The organism is Halomonas sp. A40-4 (genome assembly GCF_015767635.1).
GTDB lineage: Bacteria > Pseudomonadota > Gammaproteobacteria > Pseudomonadales > Halomonadaceae > Vreelandella > Vreelandella janggokensis.
In genome coordinates, this window is the sequence record NZ_CP065230.1 from 847,289 (window position 1) to 868,905 (window position 21,617).

The 21,617-nt window shown below is 57.4% G+C and carries 21 protein-coding genes; 12 read left to right on the forward strand and 9 right to left on the reverse strand.

Going from position 1 to position 21,617, the window contains the following annotated elements; genetic code table 11:
* Nucleotides 1–2: 2 nt before the first annotated feature.
* Entirely contained in the window at nt 3–914 is a 912-nt protein-coding gene (locus tag IT895_RS04040) for a LysR family transcriptional regulator (protein ID WP_199284779.1), read from the reverse strand.
* Between the two features lie 147 nt (nt 915–1,061).
* On the opposite strand from IT895_RS04040, the gene ycaC reads away from it, so the two are divergent.
* The 3 genes from ycaC (at nt 1,062) to IT895_RS04055 (ending at nt 3,403) form a co-directional block, all read left to right on the forward strand.
* Nucleotides 1,062–1,685: an isochorismate family cysteine hydrolase YcaC gene (ycaC, locus tag IT895_RS04045; protein ID WP_085920196.1), complete on the forward strand. Its 624-nt coding sequence runs from the start codon at nt 1,062–1,064 to the stop codon at nt 1,683–1,685.
* An 88-nt stretch (nt 1,686–1,773) separates the two neighbouring features.
* Nucleotides 1,774–2,355 (forward strand): antibiotic biosynthesis monooxygenase, encoded by a 582-nt coding sequence (locus tag IT895_RS04050; RefSeq protein WP_199284780.1) that lies wholly within the window; start codon nt 1,774–1,776, stop codon nt 2,353–2,355.
* A gap of 100 nt (nt 2,356–2,455) precedes the next feature.
* Nucleotides 2,456–3,403, forward strand: coding sequence for a pirin family protein (locus tag IT895_RS04055; RefSeq protein ID WP_199284781.1), 948 nt, complete (start codon nt 2,456–2,458; stop codon nt 3,401–3,403).
* A gap of 52 nt (nt 3,404–3,455) precedes the next feature.
* On the opposite strand, the gene IT895_RS04060 is transcribed toward IT895_RS04055, so the two are convergent.
* Nucleotides 3,456–4,322 carry a pirin family protein gene (locus IT895_RS04060; protein WP_085920199.1) on the reverse strand — a complete coding sequence of 289 codons (867 nt, stop codon included), beginning with the start codon at nt 4,320–4,322 and terminating at the stop codon, nt 3,456–3,458.
* Nucleotides 4,323–4,631: 309 nt separating this feature from the next.
* Between IT895_RS04060 and IT895_RS04065 the strand changes: the two genes are divergently transcribed.
* Nucleotides 4,632–6,359, forward strand: a complete 1,728-nt coding sequence (locus tag IT895_RS04065; RefSeq protein WP_085920200.1) for a mechanosensitive ion channel family protein — start codon at nt 4,632–4,634, stop codon at nt 6,357–6,359.
* Between the two features lie 63 nt (nt 6,360–6,422).
* A complete protein-coding gene (locus IT895_RS19325; RefSeq protein WP_233337358.1) occupies nt 6,423–6,629 on the forward strand; it encodes a hypothetical protein in 207 nt (68 codons plus the stop codon).
* Between the two features lie 193 nt (nt 6,630–6,822).
* On the opposite strand, the gene IT895_RS04075 is transcribed toward IT895_RS19325, so the two are convergent.
* Entirely contained in the window at nt 6,823–9,966 is a 3,144-nt protein-coding gene (locus IT895_RS04075; RefSeq protein WP_199284782.1) for an acyl-[ACP]--phospholipid O-acyltransferase, read from the reverse strand.
* Nucleotides 9,967–10,126: 160 nt separating this feature from the next.
* Between IT895_RS04075 and IT895_RS04080 the strand changes: the two genes are divergently transcribed.
* Nucleotides 10,127–10,876, forward strand: a complete 750-nt coding sequence (locus tag IT895_RS04080; protein WP_199284783.1) for a helix-turn-helix domain-containing protein — start codon at nt 10,127–10,129, stop codon at nt 10,874–10,876.
* Here IT895_RS04080 and IT895_RS04085 read toward each other — a convergent pair.
* Entirely contained in the window at nt 10,873–11,022 is a 150-nt protein-coding gene (locus IT895_RS04085; RefSeq protein ID WP_233337359.1) for a hypothetical protein, read from the reverse strand. The two genes, IT895_RS04080 and IT895_RS04085, sit on opposite strands and share 4 nt — an antisense overlap.
* A 63-nt stretch (nt 11,023–11,085) precedes the next feature.
* On the opposite strand from IT895_RS04085, the gene IT895_RS04090 reads away from it, so the two are divergent.
* Complete coding sequence (locus tag IT895_RS04090; RefSeq protein WP_233337360.1) at nt 11,086–11,292, forward strand: hypothetical protein; 207 nt, start codon at nt 11,086–11,088, stop codon at nt 11,290–11,292.
* A gap of 68 nt (nt 11,293–11,360) precedes the next feature.
* Here the strand turns inward: IT895_RS04090 and IT895_RS04095 are convergent, their stop codons facing one another.
* From IT895_RS04095 to IT895_RS04115, 5 genes are all read right to left on the reverse strand, one after another.
* The gene (locus IT895_RS04095; RefSeq protein ID WP_199284784.1) at nt 11,361–11,699 is read right to left on the reverse strand and encodes an AzlD domain-containing protein; all 339 of its coding nucleotides are present in this window, start codon (nt 11,697–11,699) and stop codon (nt 11,361–11,363) included.
* Complete coding sequence (locus tag IT895_RS04100; protein WP_085920204.1) at nt 11,696–12,418, reverse strand: AzlC family ABC transporter permease; 723 nt, start codon at nt 12,416–12,418, stop codon at nt 11,696–11,698. Before IT895_RS04100 ends, IT895_RS04095 begins: the two co-directional genes overlap by 4 nt.
* Entirely contained in the window at nt 12,415–12,945 is a 531-nt protein-coding gene (locus tag IT895_RS04105) for a helix-turn-helix domain-containing protein (RefSeq protein ID WP_199284785.1), read from the reverse strand. The genes IT895_RS04100 and IT895_RS04105 overlap by 4 nt, the downstream gene beginning before the upstream one ends.
* 124 nt (nt 12,946–13,069) lie before the next feature.
* Nucleotides 13,070–13,351: a hypothetical protein gene (locus IT895_RS04110; RefSeq protein WP_085920206.1), complete on the reverse strand. Its 282-nt coding sequence runs from the start codon at nt 13,349–13,351 to the stop codon at nt 13,070–13,072.
* Between the two features lie 515 nt (nt 13,352–13,866).
* Nucleotides 13,867–14,481, reverse strand: coding sequence for a CDP-alcohol phosphatidyltransferase family protein (locus IT895_RS04115; protein WP_085920207.1), 615 nt, complete (start codon nt 14,479–14,481; stop codon nt 13,867–13,869).
* A gap of 284 nt (nt 14,482–14,765) precedes the next feature.
* Between IT895_RS04115 and IT895_RS04120 the strand changes: the two genes are divergently transcribed.
* The 5 genes from IT895_RS04120 (at nt 14,766) to IT895_RS04140 (ending at nt 21,574) form a co-directional block, all read left to right on the forward strand.
* Complete coding sequence (locus IT895_RS04120; RefSeq protein ID WP_199285405.1) at nt 14,766–16,397, forward strand: SLC13 family permease; 1,632 nt, start codon at nt 14,766–14,768, stop codon at nt 16,395–16,397.
* Nucleotides 16,398–16,491: 94 nt separating this feature from the next.
* Nucleotides 16,492–17,637, forward strand: coding sequence for an exonuclease SbcCD subunit D (locus IT895_RS04125; protein WP_199284786.1), 1,146 nt, complete (start codon nt 16,492–16,494; stop codon nt 17,635–17,637).
* Nucleotides 17,634–20,237 (forward strand): AAA family ATPase, encoded by a 2,604-nt coding sequence (locus tag IT895_RS04130; protein ID WP_199284787.1) that lies wholly within the window; start codon nt 17,634–17,636, stop codon nt 20,235–20,237. The genes IT895_RS04125 and IT895_RS04130 overlap by 4 nt, the downstream gene beginning before the upstream one ends.
* A 117-nt stretch (nt 20,238–20,354) precedes the next feature.
* On the forward strand, nt 20,355–21,095 hold the full coding sequence (locus IT895_RS04135) for a tellurite resistance TerB family protein (protein WP_199284788.1): 741 nt from the start codon (nt 20,355–20,357) through the stop codon (nt 21,093–21,095).
* Nucleotides 21,095–21,574: a phosphatidylglycerophosphatase A family protein gene (locus IT895_RS04140; protein WP_199284789.1), complete on the forward strand. Its 480-nt coding sequence runs from the start codon at nt 21,095–21,097 to the stop codon at nt 21,572–21,574. The genes IT895_RS04135 and IT895_RS04140 overlap by 1 nt, the downstream gene beginning before the upstream one ends.
* The last annotated feature ends 43 nt before the right edge of the window (nt 21,575–21,617 follow it).

The window sequence follows — 21,617 nt, forward strand, 5'->3', positions numbered from 1 at the left end:
TGTCAGTATTCAGAACCAAGCGCGGCATAGCGTTCGGCAAGAAAATCCAGCAGCGCTCTGACCGAAGGCAGTAAGCCGCGTCGCGATGGGTAAACCGCATGAATGACTTCCCGCCGTGGTTCCCACTCGGGCACTACTTGCACCAACGTTTTTGACCTGAGCGAATCTCCCAGCATCAAGCTAGGCAGTTGCACCACGCCGACGCCAGCTAAAGCCGCTTTATAGAGCGCGGTCATGTCAGTGGTAATAAAGCGCGGTGAATGTTCCACCACACTCTCGTCACCGTCCCGCTGCAAGCGCCAAACATGCGGTTCTTCCGGCCGCGCCCGGCTTAAGCTGGGCAGGTTGGCGAGCATCTCGGGGGTAGAGGGTACGCCATGCTGCTCAAGCAGTGCCGGACTTGCTACCAGGCATTGGCCTCGATCCGACAGCACTTTAAGAATCAGGTCGCTGTCTTCAAGGGGGAAGGGGCGGGCACGCAGGGCGATATCCATACCCTCAACGAGCGGCTCAATGCGCCGATTGGTGCCTTCGAGATGAACCTCTACCTCGGGATAAAGGGTCATGAAGTCCGCCAGCATGGCACTCACGTGAAAGCTCAACAGCCCGGTGGGGCAGCTTATACGGATAACGCCGCAAGGGGCCTGCTTGCTCTCTTCAATGAACTGTTGGGCGGCTTCCGCTTCCACCAGCATCGCCTTGCAGTGCTGGTAATAACGTTGGCCAATATCGGTAAGCGTCAGGTGGCGGGTCGAGCGGTGCATCAGGCGAACATGCAACTGATTTTCTAGTTCGCCCACGCGCCTGCTCAGCTTGGATTTTGCGATGCCTAAGGCACGCCCCGCTGGCGAAAAACCACCGTGGTCGACGACCTTCACAAAGTAATACAGATCGTTAAGGTTGGGGGCCGTCATGTGTGTTCTCCCTATGCAACGCTGTGTCCTAATTTCTTTATCTAATCCTCGAATAAGCGGAATACACTCTATAAAGCATGTGGAAACGCATGTTGGCACTTCATTAGCCACTGCTCACGCAGCCTTGTAGATAAAAAGGAGTACATCATGGCCAAGCCCTATGTTCGTCTTGATAAAGAAAATGCCGCTGTTCTGTTGGTAGATCACCAAACCGGGTTGCTGTCGCTAGTACGTGACATTGATCCGGATCGTTTTAAAAATAACGTATTAGCGCTGGCGGATCTGGCTAAATATTTTGGACTGCCCACCATTCTCACCACGAGTTTTGAAGACGGTCCCAATGGCCCTCTGGTGCCCGAACTGAAAGCGATGTTTCCAGACGCCCCCTACATCGCACGTCCTGGGCAGATCAATGCCTGGGATAACGAGGATTTCGTTAGCGCCATAAAAGCAACGGGCAAAAAGCAGTTGATCATCGCCGGTGTGGTAACCGAAGTGTGTGTGGCTTTCCCGGCGCTCTCTGCTCTTGAAGAGGAATTTGACGTCTTCGTGATTACCGATGCTTCGGGCACCTTTAATGAGCTCACTCGTGATGCCGCCTGGGACCGTATGTCCACTGCAGGCGCACAACTGATGACATGGTTTGGCGCAGCCTGTGAGCTGCATCGCGATTGGCGCAATGATGTAGAAGGTCTCGGCACGCTGTTTGCCAACCACCTACCTGACTACCGTAATTTAATGAATAGTTACAGCACGCTGACCAGCAAGTAAATCGTGCCCATGACGGGGGCGAGTGCGCCTCCGTCATGGCTTTTCAGGATGGCACCCACCGCGTGTCCATTGGTGATGGAAGATCAAAATGATCTCTGAATCTCTTGCAGCTCCACCTAGCGAGTCGAGGGCGATCACACTGAAGATATGCCATCGTGTAAAGTCCGATGCCCGGGCCGAGTACGAGTCATGGTTAAAAAGAATTATTCATGTGGCCGCTCAGTATCCGGGGCATCTAGGCGTGCATATTTTGCGCCCTGCTGAGGGGCACAATGACTATGAAATCGCGCTAAGGTTTGCCTCCCATGCCGATGCAGGAAGATGGCTTGAGTCTGCCGAGCGAAAAGCACTGATCAATGATGCGTTACCTGCTTTTCGGGAAGAGGAGGTAATCGAGATTCAGAGCGGTATCGACTACTGGTTTTCGCCACCTAGTGCGCCCACCAACAAGCAGCCTGTGCGCTGGAAACAGTGGCTCGTGACCACCTCGGTTATCTGGCCGCTTACCCTTCTGGTTCCTGTTCTTTTGACACCGCTTTTTGCACTGCTCCCCTGGCTGAGTACGTGGGGGATCAGGCACGGTATCGTCGCGGCCAGCGTGGTAGGGCTGGTGGTCTATGTGGTGATGCCTCGCGTCGTCCGTCTGGTCGCCCCATGGATGTTTCGCTGATATGGATTAACGTAATAGAAGCAAGTACTGGCAGTTGACTGCCTCATACAACCAGGCACACGACATCGTTGTCTGCCTCTCACTGCTGGAGGAAAATCCTATGAGCTGGATGCCTGATTTAGAGCCCAAATGCCCATCCGCCGGTAGCGTGAATGATATCGAGACACTGATTGTTCCCCGTGCTCGGGACCTGGGTGGTTTCGAGGTGCGCCGTGCGCTTCCTGCTCCTAAACGCCAGATGGTGGGACCTTTCATCTTTTTTGATCAGATGGGGCCCGTTGAGTTTCTGAAGGGTGAAGGCATTGATGTTCGCCCCCATCCGCATATTGGGCTTGCCACGGTGACGTACCTGTATCAGGGGGCGTTCCAGCATCGCGATAGCCTGGGTACTGACCAAATGATCCGTCCTGGCGCGGTTAATTGGATGGTGGCGGGCAATGGGGTCACCCACTCTGAGCGCACCAGTGCGATCACTCGCCAGCACAAACACCCGCTATTAGGTGTTCAGACCTGGGTAGCGCTCCCTGAGACGCATGAAGACAAGCCAGCCAGCTTTGAGCATCACAGCGAGGAAGCAATGCCGATACTTAAAGGCGAGGGCAAGGAAGTGCGCCTGATTTTGGGTACGGCATGGGGAGAACGGGCGCCGGTAGAGACCTTCTCCGAAATGTTTTATGCGGATGCGATATTGCAGCCAGGCGCAAAGCTACCGTTACCGGATAATCATGAAGATCGAGGTATTTATGTGATGTCCGGCAGTGTCCTTATCGCAGGCGAGACCTTTGAGGCTGGCCGCATGATGGTCTTCCGACCGGGCGACCCGATAACAGTGGTGGCAGGAAAAGCGGGTTCTCGGTTGATGTTACTGGGAGGCGAAACCCTGAATGGGCCACGGTATATCTCTTGGAATTTCGTCGCCTCTTCCCGTGAAAAACTGGAGGCTGCCAAGCAGGCTTGGGTAGAAGCGGATTTTGAGCATGGTCGCTTTCGCCTTCCCCAGGGCGATGATGCGGAATTTATTCCTTTCCCAGGGCAGCCTGGAACATAAAACCAAAAGCTAGCTGCCCAAGGCAGCTAGCGGGTTAGCTCAAAAGTGAGCTTCAGGCGGGCATCTTTCCAAAACGTCCAGAGTTGAAATCATCGATTGCCGCAATGATTTCATGCTCGCTGTTCATGACAAAAGGTCCGTGACCTACGACTGGCTCATTCAGCGGCTCACCACTGAGCAGCAGAAAAGAGGTGTCGTTATTGGCTTCGATGCTCATTGCTTCTCCTTCCCTTGAGAGTTCGACAACCTGTGCTTCCCGAACTACCTGTTCGCCATTGACCTGTACGGTGCCATGCAGTACCACCAGAAGCGTCGTCCAACCGGTGGGTTGGTTCAGCGTGGCGACTTTGCCGCCTTTTAACTGAACGTCCCAGACGTTCATGGGGGAGTAAGTGCGCGCAGGCCCTGCATGGTCAAGGTGCTCACCGGCAATAACGCGTACTTGGCCTGCTTGATCCGGCAATTCGATCACAGGGATCTGAGCATTAAAAATAGCCTGGTAGCCAGGGGCTGCCATTTTGTCTTTTGCTGGCAGGTTGACCCACAGCTGGACCATTTCCAGCGAGCCGCCTGACTGCGTAAATGCCGGAGAATGAAACTCTTCGTGCAGAATGCCTGCGCCTGCGGTCATCCACTGCACATCCCCGGGGCCGATGACACCCCCTTTACCGGTGGAGTCTTGGTGCGCCACTTCACCCTGGTAAACAATCGTTACCGTTTCGAACCCACGGTGCGGGTGCTGCCCCACGCCGCGAGGCCGTTTTGCAGGCGTAAAGTTTGCAGGGCCCGCGTAATCGAGTAACAGAAAAGGGCTCAGCTGTTCTGAACGTTGACCATAGGAAAAAAGCGAACGAACAGGAAATCCATCGCCTACCCAATGAGCCCGTGGCGCATTCGTCACACGCAACAGTTTTTTCATCATGTACTCCTGTTGGCAGAGATATGTTGTCACGCAGAAATCATACTGCTAGAACAAAAGGCGCAGTAGATGGGGTTTTTGGGAATCATTGTTGCGATATTGGAACGAAAGGCGAGCGGTGAGTGGACTAAGTTAACAACTTCCTTGTCCAAGTCGCCTGCATCGCCGCAGGTTATTGATGCACTCCACCTTGCTTCATAAAGCCAGGTAGGCTGTACTCTTGACTTCACTGACCAGGAAGGCCTGGAATGGCGCATTCCCGGCCTGTCGTCGGCAGACAAGTGGCCCATCTCAATCAATAAGGTAAGTATGAAAGCAACCGTCTCGTGGCCCGCGTGGCTAGTGCTGGTTCTGACCTTCACTTTTTCCAGCCTGTGCGCGGCGCAAACTCAAGGAGAAGAGAGCGAGAACCGTCGGTGGTTTAGCGTTGATTCGCTCAATACGGGGCTTGGCGAAGTACCTGAAGAAGCCAACCGCGTCACGCCACGTGAAGCCATGCGAAGCTTTCTTGATCTCACCGAACAGGGGGAGTACGAAAAAGCGGCGCACATACTCAATCTGTCGGAATTGAGCAACAGTGAGCAGCGCGAAAAAGGCCAGGAACTGGCTCGACAGTTGGCGGAAGTGTTCAAGCGTGGCGAACGGATCAGCGTCGATAACCTGTCGGGGCGAGAAGACGCCGTGATAGAAGACCCCGCTGGCCAAAACCCCCTTGTTGGCGAAACGCGGCGTAACCTGGAGTTGGCATCATTACGGGCTAACGGGCAAACCTATGATATCCGGCTTGCTCGCTATCGCGTGGGTGATGATGAACCGATGTGGCTGATCATGCCCATCAGCGTCTCGTATATTCCAGTGCTGTATGAAGAGTTCGGGCCATCGATGCTGGAGCAATATATCCCTGAACGCTTGCAGACGTCGTTTGGCATATTGCGACTGTGGGAATGGCTCGCTATTCCGGTTTTCTTGTTGTTCGTGGGCATGGTGGGCTGGGGGGTCCATCGCTTGATCGGTTTGATGTCGAACTGGTTGCCCGCCGGCGCTTTCCGCATGTTTGCCGAGCAGATTGGTATGCCGACGGCATTGATCGTGATGTCGCTATTCACCCAAATGCTGTTGAATTACGTCGTCTCGTTTTCGGCGGTGGCGACGACCACTTTTCGTGTTCTACTCATTGGTATTCTTGCTTGGGCGGCTGGCACCATCGCGATGCGCTTCGTGGATACCCTGATGCTGCGCATGACCCGACGCATGGTAGGGGAAATTGATGACACCAAGCCCAAGGATGATCGCAAATTACTGACGTCGCTCTACGCGCTACGCCGCATCATTATCCTGGTTTCCGTCACCGGCGTGTCGATTTATGTCCTCGGCCAGATACAGCTTTTTGAATCCATGGGGTTATCCATTCTGGCGTCTGCCAGCGTTCTGGCGGTACTGGTGGGTGTTGCCGGTCAGGCGGTGTTGGGCAATATTCTAGCGTCTTTTCAATTATCGTTTGCCAAGCCGATTCGCATTGGTGATCTGGTGATCTTTGAAGACCAGTGGTGCTATGTAGAAGGCATTTTTTATACCTTCATCCGCTTGAGAACCTGGGACGAACGGCGGTTGATCGTGCCTGTTACGTACTTTACGTCCAAGCCTTTCCAGAATCTCTCGGTCAAGAGTATCAAGATGTACCGATACGTGGAACTGACCCTGCACCTGAGTGCGGATATCGGGCTGATCAGAGACAAGTTTCTGGAGTTCGCAAAGGAAGAGGACTGCGTTATCGAGCACCACAAGCTGCTGTGTTATGTGACGGCCCAGACGGCAACGGCGCAAACCGTGTCCTGTTATTTAATGACCTCTGACCCCATGGCCGGGTGGACAGCGGAAATGAACGTAAGAGAAAAGCTCATGGCATTTATCCGCGATAATCACCCCGAATGGTGGCCGAGAGACGTCGTGGTTATCAGTCATCAGGATGTTGCGCGTGGGGCGAAAGTTAAAAGCTCCTCGGAGGCGGATAACGCTGAGGGGGAGCCGTCGGAATAGAATGCATCAGCGTCGACGGTAGGCGACGGGGGTGAGGATGAGGGAAGCCTGCAGGGAGTCTAAATGCCTTTAAACATCGTGCAGCGCGAGTTGCCCGACTGGGGCGCTACTTACGGCCCGCCGGTTGATGGACCCTTTCCTGACATCATGCTGCTGCATGGCTCTGAAGGCGCGTGGGGGGAGCCACCGGGACGCGGTACTATTCGCCGCCCATGGCTTCTTGGCGTTCCCTTATGGCTACTCAAGCGGCGGTGTGGTCGGTTGAAATGACCAAGTGCCTGGAAAAACGCCTGCGTGAGCACGGTCGCAGCCCGGAAGTGCACTACTACGAAGACGAGGATCATATACCCAGCAGCGCTGGGCAGAATAGGCATTACGAGTTGCTGATGGGTTTCTTTTCAAAACATCTATAACTCACTGTGCATCATTTTACCCTGACCACGATTGCTCAATGACTGAAAGGTTAACGAGCAATCAAGGTCAAAAAACCATCTTCATCGATAAATCCTTCATCGCCGGTGACAAACCAACGCTGTTCGTCGAGCTCCTTGATGGCGGCGTCTGTGCGCTGCGGGTCACTAAGATAGCCTTTCATCACCTGCGGCCCGCTGATCAATATCATGCCCGCCTCGCCGGTAGTTAGTTCTGCAAAGCTTTCAGGGTCAACGATTTTGCAACTGGTGCCGGGCAGTGGCATGCCCACGGTGCCTGGCTTGCTGCCGCGTTGCACCTGCTGGTAGTTAGCGCCCATGGCGTCGGGCAGGTTGACCGATGCTACCGGTGCGGTTTCAGTCGCGCCATAGCCTTCGTAGATAGGCGTGCTGAATTTTTGAGCAAAGCTGGCGCGTACGCTCTCATCGAACGTCTCTGCCCCTACGACGACCGCCCGCAAGCTATCCAGCATCGGCGGGTAAACCTCTGAGCTATCGACAAACAACGGAAGCGAACTGGGCATACTAAACATAAGGCTGACTTGGTACTTGGCAATGGCGCCGGCGATACCTGGAGCATCGGTGGGGTCGGCGTGGCATACCAACGGCAGCCCTTCAATCAGCGGTAGCAGTTGGGTGACCGTAAGGCCAAAGGCGTGAAACAGTGGCAGTGAGCCCATTACCACGTCGTTGCTCTGGGTGTTAAGCACGTCAGAAGTTTGCTTGATATTGGCCATCAGGTTGCGGTGGCTCAACATCACGCCCTTGGGTTCGCCTTCACTTCCGCTTGAGAACAGGATGGCGGCAGTCGCGTCGGCATCGTGGCCGTGGCAGAAGCAACGTTGTATTAGCCACGTCGGCAATATCCTCACTGCAAGCCAGGTGCTCAAGCGCTCGGCGCGGCCAATCTTGGTTTGTAGGTCTTCTAAAAAGACCACCTGCTGCTCACCAAGCCATTGGCTACCGTCGAGTCCGCGCTGCTCAAGCGTCTTCAAAAATCGCCGTGAGGTGAATACGGTGGTGATTTCCGCCTGGGAAAGGGCGGACGTCAATGCTTCCTGGTCGGCGGTGTAATTCAGGTTCACCAGCGTTTTACCCGCCAGCAGCGTGGCCATATTGGCGATAACCCCGGCACTGCTGGTGGGTAGCAGCAGGCCAACGTTCTGTCCTGGGTTGAGTTTGCGAATCCGTTTAGCCATGAGCAGGCTGGCGGTGAGTGCCTGGCTTGCGTTGAGTGGGTGGCCCTGGGTATCGGCCAAGGCAAGTTCGCCAGGGCGACGCTTAACACTTTGAATCCAGGCATTAGGCAGGGTGGGTAGGTCGTCCATGGCCTGCTGCCAGGAGCGGGTCGCCTGCTCGAAAATACGCCGTTTCAGCACATCCGCGGGGGTATCTTTGGGCAGCGGTTTGCCAAAGGCGACCACGACCGAGCGGTGCAGGGGCGCATTGCGCAGCTCCTTTAACTTGCTGGACGAGCGGGAAAACTGGCTACCCCAGAGGCCGCGCAGGTAGAAAGGCACGATTTTTACGTCGGGGTTAGCCATTCCACAGGCGCGCTCGTAGCCCCGGCGGAACTCACCCAGCTGGCCAGTGCGGCTGATCGCCCCTTCAGGAAACAGGCACACCACCTCGCCTGCGTTGAGTTGTTCAGCAACATCGGCCAGGGCCTTTTCGGCACCGCTGCCACGCTCGATGGGAATGCAGCCCAAGGATTTTAAGAACCAGCGCAGGTACCAGCGCTGGTAAACCGATCTGAGCATGACAAAGCGCACGGGGCGGGGGCTGGCGATCTGTACCATGGCCCAATCCACCCAACTGATATGGTTGCCCAGTAGCAGCACACCTCCCTGGGCGGGCAGGTTCTGCAAGCCATGCACATCGACCCGGTAGCGACGAGTCATCAAGAAGCTCAACAGGAAGCGCACCAGGCTTTGGGGCAGCTTAACAATGGTGTAACCGCCGCCGACCATCGCCACCGTGGCAATGAGCAACAGCAGGTAGTGGCTGTCTACTCCTGCCAGTGCGAACAGCGCCGTGAGCACCAAAAAGCCCAGCATGGCGATGTTTTGAATCCAGTTGTTGGCAGCCAGCACGGTGCCTAGCTCGTTGTCGGCGGCGTGAAACTGAATCAGCGCGTTAAGCGGTACGATAAACAGTCCACCCATCATGCCAATAAACACAAAGTTCAGCGCTTGACCAACAGGTGTGGTGAACAGCGGCAGGCACCATAGCCCCACGGCTACCCCAACAGCACCGACGGGAATCAAGCCCGTTTCTATGCGGTTATGTGAAAGCTTGCTGGCAAGCATGGAGCCCAGCGCAATCCCGATACCGCTAGCCGCCAGAATGCCTTGCAGTACCAGGGTGTTATCGATACTGAGGGCGTCTTTTGCATAGGCGGGAAAGGCCGCCAGTAGCACTTGGCCCACCGACCAGAAGGTGGCCAGGCCGATAATGGACAGCCTGATGACGGGCTGGCGGACGATAATCTGCAGGTTATCTTTTAGTGCAGCACCCCTAATGTAGCGTTGCCAAGTCAATGGAGTATCAGATTGCGTAGTGCTATCAAGCGGAAGACGGTAAAGCGTTGCCACCTGAATAGCGCTATTGAGTACCAGTAGCCAGCCCAGGGGCGCTATCTGGCGCAACAGCTGCGCTGGCGTTTGATCGGTAGGTGTTATCCAGGTTTCAAACAGTGCGGTAAACGCCACGGTACCTGCCAGAATGGCCCCAATGGTGACGGCCTGGATCAACCCGTTGGCTTCTGCCAGGCGCGGCTTGCCGAACAGCCCTTTTACCAAGCCGTACTTGGCCGGGGAGTAGAAAGCCGATTGGATCGCCAGCAGTAGCGTCATCGCAAAGGCCAGCCAGAACCAGCCTTGATAGTAAGCGGCGGTGATGCCCAGTGAAACCACAACGGCAGCCCAGGCTGATGTGCGTAGAATGCGCACCTTGGGGTAGCTGTCTGCCACGTGCCCCGCCGGGCTAAACAGCAAAATAAAGGGCAGCAGGATAAGTCCGTTGACCAACGCGGTGAGGACGACCTGCGTTTCACCGTCGTAACTTTTGAAGATCGTGTTCTGAATGACAATCTTGTGCCCCAGATCCACAAAAGCATTGAGGAAGATGGCGATCAGGTAGGGCAAAGCGCCTTTCAATTGCAGCAGTCGGTGCATGGTTGTGTAGCCTTATAAGTCCCTGTAAGTATTCGCACTTTCTAAGTAAGGCTTGCTTGTTGCAACTAGTTTGCGAAAAGTTGTGTTATAAGTGCCGGTTGGTATCACTATCTGCTACTTTTTATGTATGGTGCGCCTTCATTCCGCTTACGAGATGTCTATGTCCCAAGCCGATTCGCTGATTGAAACGCTAAAACGCCAGCTTCGTGCTCAGGGTAAAACCTATGCCGATGTTGCCCGGTGGTTGGGGCTGAGCGAGGCCTCGGTGAAGCGCCTGTTCGCTGAAAAGCACTTTACTTTGGCGCGGCTAGAGTGCATCTGTGATCAGCTTAACCTTGAGTTCGTCGAACTGGTGCAGACCATGCAGGCAGGGGAGCAGCGTCTGCAGGAACTGACTCAGGCCCAGGAGCAAAGTATCGTCGATGACCGTGAGCTGTTTCTGGTAGCGGTCTGCGTTATCAATGGCTATAGCTTCGACGAAATTCATCACCAGTACCAGCTAAGCGAACTGGAGTGTACCCGGCAGTTACTCAAGCTTGAGCGGCTTCAGCTTATTGAGCTACTCCCCGGTAACCGTATCAGGCGGCGGTTAGCCGCTAATTTTCGCTGGCGGGTGAACGGGCCGATCCAGCGTTTCTTCCAGCAGTACATCGCCAACGAGTTTTTCCGCTCTCGCTTTGATAGCGACAGCGAAAAGCTGGTCGTACTCAATGGCTTGCTATCCCCCGCGGGTAATGCCGAATGGCAGCAGACCATGCAGCGTCTTGCTAAAGAGTTCCACTCCCTGTGTGAACGAGAAAGCGGGCTGCCTATTCACCAGCGGTTTGGCACCACATCTGTGCTGGCGGTAAGGCAGTGGCAGTATGGGTTGTTTCAGGATTATAAACGTGAAGCCGAAGCAAAATCCTAACGTGCTGCGCCACGAAAGCGAGCCGCTTCTTGCTCTAACCATTCGATGAAGCGTGCCACCGCCGGTGGCGTAACGCCTTCAGAAGGCAGAATCAGTTCATAGGCGAACGGAGAAGCGAGCGGATACTGTTCCGCAAATGGGCGCACCAACACCCCGCTGGCGAGCCGGTCGGCCACCAGTGGTGGGGCGTTGGCCTGGCGTTTCTGGGCATGGTGATTGCCATGGCGCCGAGCGGTGCCTATAGCATCGATATTCTGATCGGCGATGGGCAGGGGTTGCTGGCAGGGCTATCTTGGGCAGCAACGACGGTGGTGATCCGCAAGACCTCGCTTTCCGAAGCGCCCGTGGAGCTCACTCTGAGCTATCAATTGAGTGTGACGGTGCTGCTGTTGTTGCCGACGGCGGCGTTATCCTGATTGGCATCGTACTGGTGACGCGATAAAGCGATTGATCCCGGCGTGGTAGGCGGCGGTTTGACGAGGGTTTACCCCACTAACGCCGCCACGATTTCCACCAGGCCAAACACGCTGACGCCAGCGGCAACAGGCCAACCCAGCGAGCGTAATCGCCACCACACCAACAGCGTGACGCCAAGCCCGATGACGGTCGCTATCCAGGAAATGAGACTAGGGCTCACTGGCACAATCGAAACGCCTAGCACGGCGGCAATCATCAGCGGACCGAGAATGCCAAGCCACTGGGGCATGGCATTCATACCGGTGTCGCTATCCAGGCGGCGCTGCATCCACATGAATGGCACCACCCGCATCAGCAGGGTCCCCAAGGCCGACACTACAACGGCGAGCCAAAGCGCGGTGCTCATGAGTCACGCCTCCTTTTTTCGAATTTGACCGTATAGAAGCATAGCGCGCCGCAGGCAGCCGCCAGCGGAATCGCCACGTTGCTCCAGCCGATCAGCGTCAAACCCAGCGCAGCCAGAATGGTGAGCCCCATGGCCATTGCCCAGCGTTTATCGGTAAAGCGAGGCGCCACCATGGTAAGAAACAGCGCGGGGAGCGCGAAGGGCATAATCTCGCCCAATAGCGGCCAGCGGGCGGTAAACGCTTCCCCGGCGGTGGCGCCCACGGCAGTGCCGATGATCCAGGTGCCCCAGGCCAGCAGCGAGGCGCCGACAAACCAGCTAAACCGTTTGGCGTCAGGCAGCTGGGGTAAGCGCGTCAGGGCAAGCGCAAACACCTGATCGGTCAGGCCGTGCATCAGCCAGGGCCAGTGGCGGCTGCGCGGTAATAACGCCGCCAGGTTAGGGCCGTACACCACATGGCGTACGTTAATCAGCATTGTCATGGCTACGACAAGCCATAGTGGAGACCCCGCGGCCACCATGCCCACGAACAGGAACTGCGAAGCACCAGCGTAAATAAGCGTCGAGATCACGACCGCTTCCCAGGTGCTGAAGCCTGCCTGGGTGGCAATCAAGCCAAACGAAAGGGACACCGGTATGTAGCCGCCCAGTAGCGGAATGGCTTCACGAACGCCCTGCAACGCGCTTCGGGCGGGCGAATGTTGGGCAATCTGGCTCATGGTGTTTCGCCTTCTTTGCCATAGGTAATCGTCATTAGCAGGGTGGCCGCCGCTGATTGGGTGCGGTAGAGGTGGGGTTGATCAGCGCAAAAGGTGACATGGCACCCGGGGGTCAGTGTTGTCGTGTCACCCTCAGGCCCGGCTTCCAGCCAGCCGCTGATCAGCGTGAGGGATTCTCGCGTGCCCGCTGTATGGGCTTCAGCATGCCGCAATGTATGGGGTGCGCAGCGCATCCAGTAGGCATCCACCTGGGGGCAATCCTTGCCCTGATCGATCAGGCGTACCTGAACGCCGTCTTCGCCGAGCGGCACGGAAATAGGCGCGACCAAGGTGCCGAAGGGCACATTCAACTGCACGGCCAGGCGCCAGATCGTGTCCAGGGTGGGGTTGCCGTTGCCTTGTTCGAGGCGGCACAGGTTGGATTTGGCGATGCCTGCCTCGCTGGCTAGCTGCGAAAGCGACCAGCCACGTTCAAGGCGGAGTCTTTGTAAATGGTGGCCAAGGGTCTTGAGTGAAAGTGAATCCATGGGAGCGCCGCCTCTTGGCTTTATAAATGTTCCTTTTATAGAACGTTCTATATAAAGAACAGGCGGCTGTCAAACTGCTTGCTAGGCTATGCTCCGTCGTCAGTGGGCGAGGGAAGATAGCCCGCTAGGCTAAGGCGGCGCTTTTTGAGGGCGTCGCAATGGGCACGCTCATGGCATCGATATTTGCGTAGCCCTTTTCAACCAGCGCAACCACGTCCGGGGATGAGCCCCAGCGCAACAGCATGGTGTCGATTAACTGTTCGGCTTCGTTAAAGCGGCCGCAGTGGCTAAGCAGCTTGGCCACGGTGTAATCGCAGGCGGGGGTGTCAAACATGTCGTCCTTGATTTCCTGAATGGCGAGTTGCAGTCCGGCCTGTGAAATCTCAATACGCTGTTCGCGTTGCATAGCACGTCTCCTTGTGAATGCGGGGTCGTCAATATCGGGCTCTGCCGATGTTTATTATGTTGTACCTATATTGTACGAGGTGGAGCCTATTATAATGCTTCTCATCGTGCGATAACCTGGGATATGCAAACGAAAGGTTATTGCAGATTCACCTTCCTGAACAGCAATTGCCTTCAATTTTCTACCGCATTTATTTAAATAACATGGGTTTATATTTCAATGAAGGGGGCTGGAGTTATGAGCCTGGTAGTGTCACCCATGGTTCGCGTCCCAGTAAAAAATTTATGCAAATCTTTGCAATGTTGGCGGTTAGCATCTAAGGTTACCGGTGTGTAGGACAAGGAATCGTCTGGCTCGCCAGGAAGGCAGGCTTACGGATAAGCCAGCAAGCCCGATAGGAAATCAAATGACAGGACGTCATACAGCACATGCCATGGAAAGGTATCCAGGAGGGATACAAACGACAGGAAGTCGGTGAGATGCATGAAGGCCCCCGAGAGGGGGTTTTTTTGTGTCTAAACATCACGCCTAAGGGTGAGGTAACCGCCCCATAGCCGTGTGGTGGTGGTGATCAGGCAGGCCACCGCGAAAATACTGGCGAGTAGCGGGAAATGCTGAGGAAACAGGCAAAACACCACCAACGCAACAAAGGTTTCGGTGCCCTCGGTGAGCCCTTCCAGGTAGTAAAACGCTTTTGTCGGAAAGTCGGGCCGCTCGACGCCGCGCTGTTTGGCGGCAATCGCAAACGCTAGAAACGACGTGCCGGTGCCGATAAAGGTAAACAGCAGGAAAGCGGCAGCCAGGGCATTCTCTGCCGGGTTGGCCAACGCAAAGCCCAACACGACGGCTGAATAAAAAACGAAATCCAGACCGATATCCAGAAACCCCCCTGCCTCGCTCGTCTGGCCGCTCACCCGAGCCAAGGCGCCATCCAGCCCATCTCCCAGGCGATTCAACAATACTGCCACCAAGGCAAGCGCGTAATGCTCCCATGCCAACAAGGGCAGAGCAGTGATGCCGATCAGGAAAGCGATAAAGGTCACCTGGTCGGGCGTGGCACGCCCGGTAAGCCGATGGGCGAGCCGTTCAAGTGGGCGATGGGTCAGGGGCATGGTCCAGCGGTCTAGCATACGGCGCTCCTTGGGGAGAATGACGATGAAACCAGCAAGCTAACATACCGGCCGAGCGGCGACCCGGCCTATGAGGCCATGCTTATGAATTAAACTAAAGTCGTTATACTTTAGTATCAATGATGAATAAATCACTGGACGCCAGGCGCAGGGGCATGGAAAACGGGGGCCGAAGAAGGCGCTTGCCCTGACGGTTCCGGTCGCTATGGGTGGGTCGTGTGTATTCTTCATAACCTTACACACTTTCGGTGAGCGAAGTACGTCGTATGCTAAGCAATGGAATGATGACGGTGTGGAACCAGCTTTGGGCTTCCCACCAGCAGGCAAAAACCCTGTTACTGTGCGCGCTACCTACCACGGGCGGTTCGGGAAGCGGTAGTGCGTCTGGCAATAATGGCGCGGGCCCCGAGCCGCGTCCACCGGCGTATACAAAGCCGCAAAAAGTAGGGCTGCTGCTTGGCCCGCTGCTGTTCGCCTTTGTGGTGTTGTTCTTTCATCCTGCCGACCTGAGTTTTGAAGGCCAGATGGTGCTGGCCACGACGCTATGGGTCGCGGTGTGGTGGATTACCGAGGCGATCCCGATTCCGGCCACGTCGCTGCTGCCCATTGTCTTGCTGCCGATCACCGGGGCGCTGGAAAGCAGTCGGGTGACAGCGGCCTACGGCAACCCGATTATCTTCCTGTTCCTGGGCGGCTTCATGATCGCCCTGGCCATGGAGAAATGGGGGCTGCACAAGCGTATTGCGCTGGTGATCATTGGCCTGCTGGGAACCAGTATCAATCGCATCGTGCTTGGCTTCATGGCGGCCACCGGCTTTTTGTCGATGTGGGTGTCCAACACCGCCTCGGTGATGATGATGCTGCCGATTGGCACGGCGATTGTGTACCAGGTTACCCAGGAGCTGAGCAAAACAGATGGCGACCACAGCGACGATATCGATAAATTCAGCAAGGCACTGATATTTGGTATCGGCTACGGCGGCACCATTGGTGGCCTGGGCACCTTGATTGGCACGCCGCCCAATATCATCCTGGCAGCCACCGTATCGGAGCTGTTTGGGGTTCAGATTTCCTTTGCCGAATGGATGTTCTTCGCCTTTCCCGTGGTGGTGATTCTGCTCTTTGCGGCCTGGCTGTTGCTGACCAAGGTAGTTTATCGCGTCAGGTTTGCCGATTTGCCTGGGGGCAAGGCGGTGATCGACAAGGAGAAGCAGGCCCTGGGCGCCACGCGCTTTGAAGAAAAAGCCGTGCTGGCCGTGTTCCTGTTCGCCGCCTTTATGTGGATCACGCGCTCGTTTTTATGGGAAGGACAGTTGCTCAATATTCCCGGCATCAACGACACCATGATTGCCATGGTGGCGGCCATTGCGCTGTTTTTGATTCCCTCCAAACGTCGCGGCGGCTGCTTGCTGGACTGGGAGGTGGCCAAGGATGTGCCCTGGGGCATTCTGCTGCTGTTCGGTGGCGGTCTGGCGATTGCGGCGGGCTTCAGCGCCTCGGGACTGGCCGAGTGGATCGGCGAGCAGATGAGCGTGCTGGAAGGCGTCAACTTCCTGCTGGTGATTCTGATGGCCAGCGCCATGGTACTGTTCCTGACCGAGATCACCTCGAATACCGCCACGGCGACGATGATTTTGCCGGTGCTGGCGTCGTTGGCGCTGGCGCTAAACGTGCATCCCTTCGTGCTGATGGTGCCCGCGGCCATGGCCGCCAACTGCGCCTTCATGCTGCCGGTGGGTACGCCGCCCAACGCGATCATTTTCGCCACGGGCAAAATCAAGATCGCCGAGATGGTGCGCAACGGCTTCGGGCTCAATATCCTGGCGCTGGTGTTGATCGTCGCGGCGGTCTATATCCTGCTGCCGATGATGTGGGGCGTTGATTTGACCAGCTACCCCGACGCTTTCCGCCGCTGATTCACTGACGGTTGAGCTTGTCCTTTAACGCCCCGCCAACAGCGGGGCGTTTTGCTAGTATGATGCCGTCATTCTTCTTGTTGCTGAGTTTGCCATGCGCCTACTGCACACCGCCGACTGGCACCTGGGTCGGCTGTTTCACAACCTTTCGCTGCTGGATGACCAGCGTTACGTCCTCGATCAACTGGTCGATATCATCGACCGCGAAGGCGTCGAGGCGGTGTTGATCGCCGGGGATATCTACGACCGCTCGGTGCCGCCTGCTTCAGCAGTGGCATTGCTGGATGACGTGCTGACGGCGCTGTGCAGCGAACGCAACCTGCCGGTGGTGATGATTTCCGGCAACCACGACAGCGCCCAGCGGCTGGGCTTTGGCGCAAGCCATTTACGCCAGGCGGGGCTGCATATCCTGTCTGATCTGACGGACATCGAGCGGCCGGTAACGCTGTCTGCCAAAGGCGTGGAGGTGGACGTCTTCGGCATTCCCTACGCCGACCCGGAATATGTGCGCAGCCAGTTAGAGGTAGACGTGCGCGACTTCGACGGCGCCCATCGCTACCTGGTCGAGCGTATCAACGCCCAGCGCCACCCAACACGCCCGACGGTGCTGATGAGCCACTGCTTTGTGGATGGTGGCAGCGCATCCGACTCCGAGCGTCCGTTGACGCTCGGCGGTGCCGAGAGCGTCGCCTGGGAGCCCATGCAATCGTTCGACTACGTGGCGTTGGGGCATTTGCACGGCCCCCAATACCGTGGCGGAGAGCACATCCGCTACAGTGGCTCCCTGCTCAAGTACAGCTTTTCCGAAGCAAGCCAGCGCAAGGGCGTTACCCTGGTGGATATCGACGAACAGGGTGTCCGCCACATCGAGCACCGCCCTTTGACGCCGCGCCTGGACGTGCGCGTCCTGGAAGGCGAGCTGGATTCGCTTATTGCCCAGGGGCTTGGCGACCCTCATGCAGACGACTACCTACTGGTTCGCCTGACCGACCGCCATGCCATCCTCGACCCCATGGGCAAGCTGCGGGAGGTCTACCCCAACGTCATGCACCTGGAAAAGCCGGGCATGCTGGAATCCCGCGGCCGCCAACAGCTGGATCGCGAGCGGCTGCGGTTCAGCGCGCTGGACATGTTCAGTGATTTCTTCGCCCAGACCAGCGGCGAGGCGATGACCGACGAGCAGGCCGAGGCCATGAACGAGCTGATCAGCCAGCTCAACCGTGACGAGGAGAACCGATGACGCCGCTAAGCTTGACCATGCAGGCCTTTGGCCCCTTCGCCGGTCGTGAAAACCTCGACTTCACCGCGCTGGGGCAAAGCCCGCTGTTTCTGATCAACGGCCCCACTGGTGCGGGCAAAAGCTCGATTCTGGACGCCCTGTGCTTTGCGCTTTATGGCCAGACTACCGGTGCCGAACGTGACGCCAGCCAGATGCGCTGCGACCAGGCCGCGGCGGATGCGCTTACCGAAGTGACGCTGGACTTTCGCCTGCGCGGCAACGCCTACCGGATACGCCGCGTACCCCAGCAGGAGCGCCCCAAGGCGCGTGGCGAAGGAACCACCACGCAAAACGCGGAAGCCCAGCTTTGGCAACTGACGGCTGAAGGCGAGCAGGGCGACTGCCTGGTCGCCAAAAGCGTCAACGACGCCACGACTCAGGTCCAGGGCCTGATAGGGCTCGACGCCAGCCAGTTCCGCCAGGTGATGGTGTTGCCCCAGGGCAAGTTTCGCGAGATGTTGCTGGCGGACTCGAAAGACCGCGAAAAAATCTTTTCTCAGCTGTTTCAAACACAGATTTTTCAACGCATCGAAGAGCATCTGCGGACCCAGGCCAACCAGATCGAGCGCGACGTCAATAATCACCGCCAGCGGGTGCAGGGTATCCTGCAGGCCAGCGATGTGGAAAACGATGCCGCGCTCGACGAGGAACGCCGTTCTCTGGAGCCCCGGCGCCAGGCCGCCCAGCACGACCTTGCCGAGGTCAGGGCGCGCCGTGAGGCCGCTGAAAACGCCGAGCGCCAGGGCAGGGAGTTACAGGCCCAGTTTGATCAACAGGCCAGGCTCAAGGCGGCCAGGAAAGAACTGCTAGATCAGAAAGACGACATCGACGACGCCCAGGCAAGGCTGGCCGCTCATGCCCAGACACAGGCGTTGGCAACGGTTTACCAGCGCCTGCAAGCCGCCCAGCAAACGGCCCTGTCGACCCGTGATGAGCTCGCCCAGGCAGAACGCACTGTGGCCGACCAACAAGTCGCGCAGGCCGATGCCCAGCGAGCGCTGGCGGATGCCAAGCCGCCGTTTGAGCAGCTACCTGCGATGCGCGAGCAGGCGTTTCGCTTGCACCGTGCCGTTGAGCAATGCCAGGAACTGGCTGCGCTTGAGAGCCAGCGTGAGCAGCTTGCCCAGGAGGTTGAAAGCGCGGCGGCCGAGGTCACGCAACTGCGGCCAGGCGTTGAAGCCGCAGAGCAGCATGCCACCGCGCAGGAAATGCGCTGGCATCAAGGGCAGGCGGCGCTTCTGGCGGCGCGCCTGGAAACCCGAATGCCTTGCCCGGTCTGTGGCAGTCTCGACCACCCGGCCCCGGCGAGCGCCGAACAGGCGCCGGTGACCCAGGCCGAGGTCAAACAGGCCCGTACAGCGTTCGATAAAGCCCGTCAGGCGCTCTCGAAAGCCGAGCAGCACCATGCGCAGCTAAGCCAGCAACTCGCCGACAAAGAGGCACATTGCCAGCGGCTGCGCGGCGAACTGGGTGAACAGTCCTCGCTGGAGGCGCTGGAAGCCGCACAGGCCAAGCTCAAGGCCGATATGCAAGCCACCGAAACCGCCTGGCAGACCGCTCAGGAAAAAGCCCAGCAGGCCCAGACGGCGCTGGCTCGCGCCGAGACAACCCTGGACGACGTCAACCAGCGCCAGGCCCGCGCCGACAGTGTCCTGGATGAGTCGCAGGAGGCGTGGCAACACGCCCTGGCTGAGAGTGTTTTCGACGACGAGGAGGCGTTCAACCAGTCGCGGTTAACCGATGACGAGGCGCGACGGCTCAACGAGGCGGTGGCCCACTTTCAGCGCGAACAGGCCAAGCTGGAAGGGCAGTTGGAGGCAATTCACACTCGCCTTGAGGGGCAGGCATTGCCGGATCTAACCGTCCTGGCAGAACAGGTCGCCGAGGCAAAGGCCCAGGAGCAGGTCTTTGAAAAAAACTATCAGCAGCTGGCCACGCGGATTGAGCACTTGGATGCCACGCGAGAAAAGCTTGACGCCGCCCATGCCGCCCAGGCATCCCTTGAAGCCCAGTATCGGGTATGGGGTACATTGAGCGAGGTCGCCAACGGCCGCACGGGGCACCGCATCAGCCTGCAGCGGTTTGTGCTCGGCGTCCTGCTGGACGACGTGCTGATTCAAGCCTCCGAACGCCTGGTGCACATGAGCCGCGGTCGCTATCAGTTGGTGCGCCGGGAAGACCCATCCAAAGGCAATCGCGCCTCGGGGCTGGAGCTTGACGTGGCCGATACCTACACCGGCAAGAACCGTCCGGTGGCGACGTTATCGGGCGGTGAATCCTTTATGGCCGCGCTCTCTCTGGCACTGGGGCTTTCCGATGTGGTGCAGGCCTACGCTGGCGGCATTCAGCTGGATACGCTATTTATCGATGAAGGCTTTGGCAGCCTCGACCAGGATGCGCTGGACCAGGCGATTGCCATGCTTAGCGAACTGCAAATGGGCGGTCGCATGATCGGGATTATTTCCCACGTCAGCGAACTCAAGGAGCAAATCCCGGTCCGTGTTGACGTGCGGTCGAGTCGTCAAGGAAGCTCGGTGAGCATAAAGGGTGCACTGCGTTAATGCCAGGGGGCATTAGGTTTTGCAGGCATGGTTCATGCTGCGTTCATGCAGCATGTTCTATAACGTGGGTTGGTCGTCAGCGAGTCCTGAAAAGACTCTCTACTTAGGAGTACAAGGATGAACGCAAGCAAGATTTTACAGCAACTGATGCAACAGGCAGGCGGTAGCCAGAAGGGCGGCAGCAGTGGTGGCGTCGATGTCAAAGGCATGCTGAGTGGCCTCTCTAAACAGCTCGGCGGGAGTGACCAGGGCGGAAAGTCCAGCGGCAGTTCATCAAGCGGGTTCGATATGAAAAGCCTGCTGGGTGGCGGTGCCATGGGCATGTTGGTCGGCTCCAAGCGCGGCCGAAAGCTAGGCGGTAAAGCGCTTAAGTACGGGGCGGTTGCCGGTGTTGGCATGCTGGCTTGGAAAGCCTGGCAGAGCTCACAGGAGAATAAGAACGCGTCCGGTGAATCCCAGAGCAGCGCCGAAGGTGAGCGCGTCGAAGTGCTGGATGGCGAATTCCAGGAGCGCCGCAGTCTGGAGTTACTGCAGGCCATGATCATGGCCGCCCGTGCCGATGGCCATATTGATGAACAAGAGCAGGCATTGATCACCGAGCAGATTGATGAGTTGGGTGCCGACGAGGAAATGCACCGCTGGGTCGAGCAGCAGCTCAAAGCACCGCTGGACGCTCAGGCCCTGGCGCGCGAGGCAGACTCCCCCCAGGCGGCACGGGAAATGTATTTGATCAGCGTCGCCGTCACCGATGAGCAAAATCCCATGGAGCGTGCCTGGTTGGATCAGTTGGCAAACGCACTGGCGCTAACGCCGGATATGGTTCGAGAACTTGAACATCAAGCTCAGCAGGCCGGTTAATGCTCGAGACACTCAATTTGTGGATTGCCACGGGGCTTGGCTTGGGCCAGGCTCCATTTGCGCCGGGAACGCTGGGCTCGCTGTTGGGTATTCCCATTGCCTGGTGGTTACTGACGCGTCCGCTCTCTCAGCAGGCGATGGTGGTGGGGGTGTTGTTGGTCGTGGCGGTGCCTATTTGCCAGTTGGCATCGCAGCACTTTATTGATGCCGACCACGGCAGCATCGTGGTCGATGAATACGTCGCCTTTCCGCTGGCGGTGTTAGGGCTTCAGATGGCACGCCAGCCATTGGTCATGGCGTTGGCGTTTGCCGTCTATCGATTCTTCGATAGCCTAAAGCCGCCGCCGATTCACATGGCCGAGCTGGTAGATGGTGGTTTGGGGGTCGTGTTGGATGATGTGCTGGCGGCGGCGGTCACCTGGGTGGTAGTTGCCACGGGGTTGTTCATCTGGCAGCGCTCTCAACGACGCAGCGTTTAACGACGAGCGCTGTGCCGGACGCATAAAAACGCCGCAGGCCAAA

Coding starts and splice junctions, on each gene's coding strand:
- IT895_RS04040 (WP_199284779.1), bottom strand. CDS start 914: ATGACGGCCCCCAACCTTAACGATCTGTATTACTTTGTGAAGGTCGTC.
- ycaC (WP_085920196.1), top strand. CDS start 1,062: ATGGCCAAGCCCTATGTTCGTCTTGATAAAGAAAATGCCGCTGTTCTG.
- IT895_RS04050 (WP_199284780.1), top strand. CDS start 1,774: ATGATCTCTGAATCTCTTGCAGCTCCACCTAGCGAGTCGAGGGCGATC.
- IT895_RS04055 (WP_199284781.1), top strand. CDS start 2,456: ATGAGCTGGATGCCTGATTTAGAGCCCAAATGCCCATCCGCCGGTAGC.
- IT895_RS04060 (WP_085920199.1), bottom strand. CDS start 4,322: ATGAAAAAACTGTTGCGTGTGACGAATGCGCCACGGGCTCATTGGGTA.
- IT895_RS04065 (WP_085920200.1), top strand. CDS start 4,632: ATGAAAGCAACCGTCTCGTGGCCCGCGTGGCTAGTGCTGGTTCTGACC.
- IT895_RS19325 (WP_233337358.1), top strand. CDS start 6,423: ATGCCTTTAAACATCGTGCAGCGCGAGTTGCCCGACTGGGGCGCTACT.
- IT895_RS04075 (WP_199284782.1), bottom strand. CDS start 9,966: ATGCACCGACTGCTGCAATTGAAAGGCGCTTTGCCCTACCTGATCGCC.
- IT895_RS04080 (WP_199284783.1), top strand. CDS start 10,127: ATGTCCCAAGCCGATTCGCTGATTGAAACGCTAAAACGCCAGCTTCGT.
- IT895_RS04090 (WP_233337360.1), top strand. CDS start 11,086: ATGGTGATTGCCATGGCGCCGAGCGGTGCCTATAGCATCGATATTCTG.
- IT895_RS04095 (WP_199284784.1), bottom strand. CDS start 11,699: ATGAGCACCGCGCTTTGGCTCGCCGTTGTAGTGTCGGCCTTGGGGACC.
- IT895_RS04100 (WP_085920204.1), bottom strand. CDS start 12,418: ATGAGCCAGATTGCCCAACATTCGCCCGCCCGAAGCGCGTTGCAGGGC.
- IT895_RS04105 (WP_199284785.1), bottom strand. CDS start 12,945: ATGGATTCACTTTCACTCAAGACCCTTGGCCACCATTTACAAAGACTC.
- IT895_RS04110 (WP_085920206.1), bottom strand. CDS start 13,351: ATGCAACGCGAACAGCGTATTGAGATTTCACAGGCCGGACTGCAACTC.
- IT895_RS04115 (WP_085920207.1), bottom strand. CDS start 14,481: ATGCTAGACCGCTGGACCATGCCCCTGACCCATCGCCCACTTGAACGG.
- IT895_RS04120 (WP_199285405.1), top strand. CDS start 14,766: ATGACGGTGTGGAACCAGCTTTGGGCTTCCCACCAGCAGGCAAAAACC.
- IT895_RS04125 (WP_199284786.1), top strand. CDS start 16,492: ATGCGCCTACTGCACACCGCCGACTGGCACCTGGGTCGGCTGTTTCAC.
- IT895_RS04130 (WP_199284787.1), top strand. CDS start 17,634: ATGACGCCGCTAAGCTTGACCATGCAGGCCTTTGGCCCCTTCGCCGGT.
- IT895_RS04135 (WP_199284788.1), top strand. CDS start 20,355: ATGAACGCAAGCAAGATTTTACAGCAACTGATGCAACAGGCAGGCGGT.
- IT895_RS04140 (WP_199284789.1), top strand. CDS start 21,095: ATGCTCGAGACACTCAATTTGTGGATTGCCACGGGGCTTGGCTTGGGC.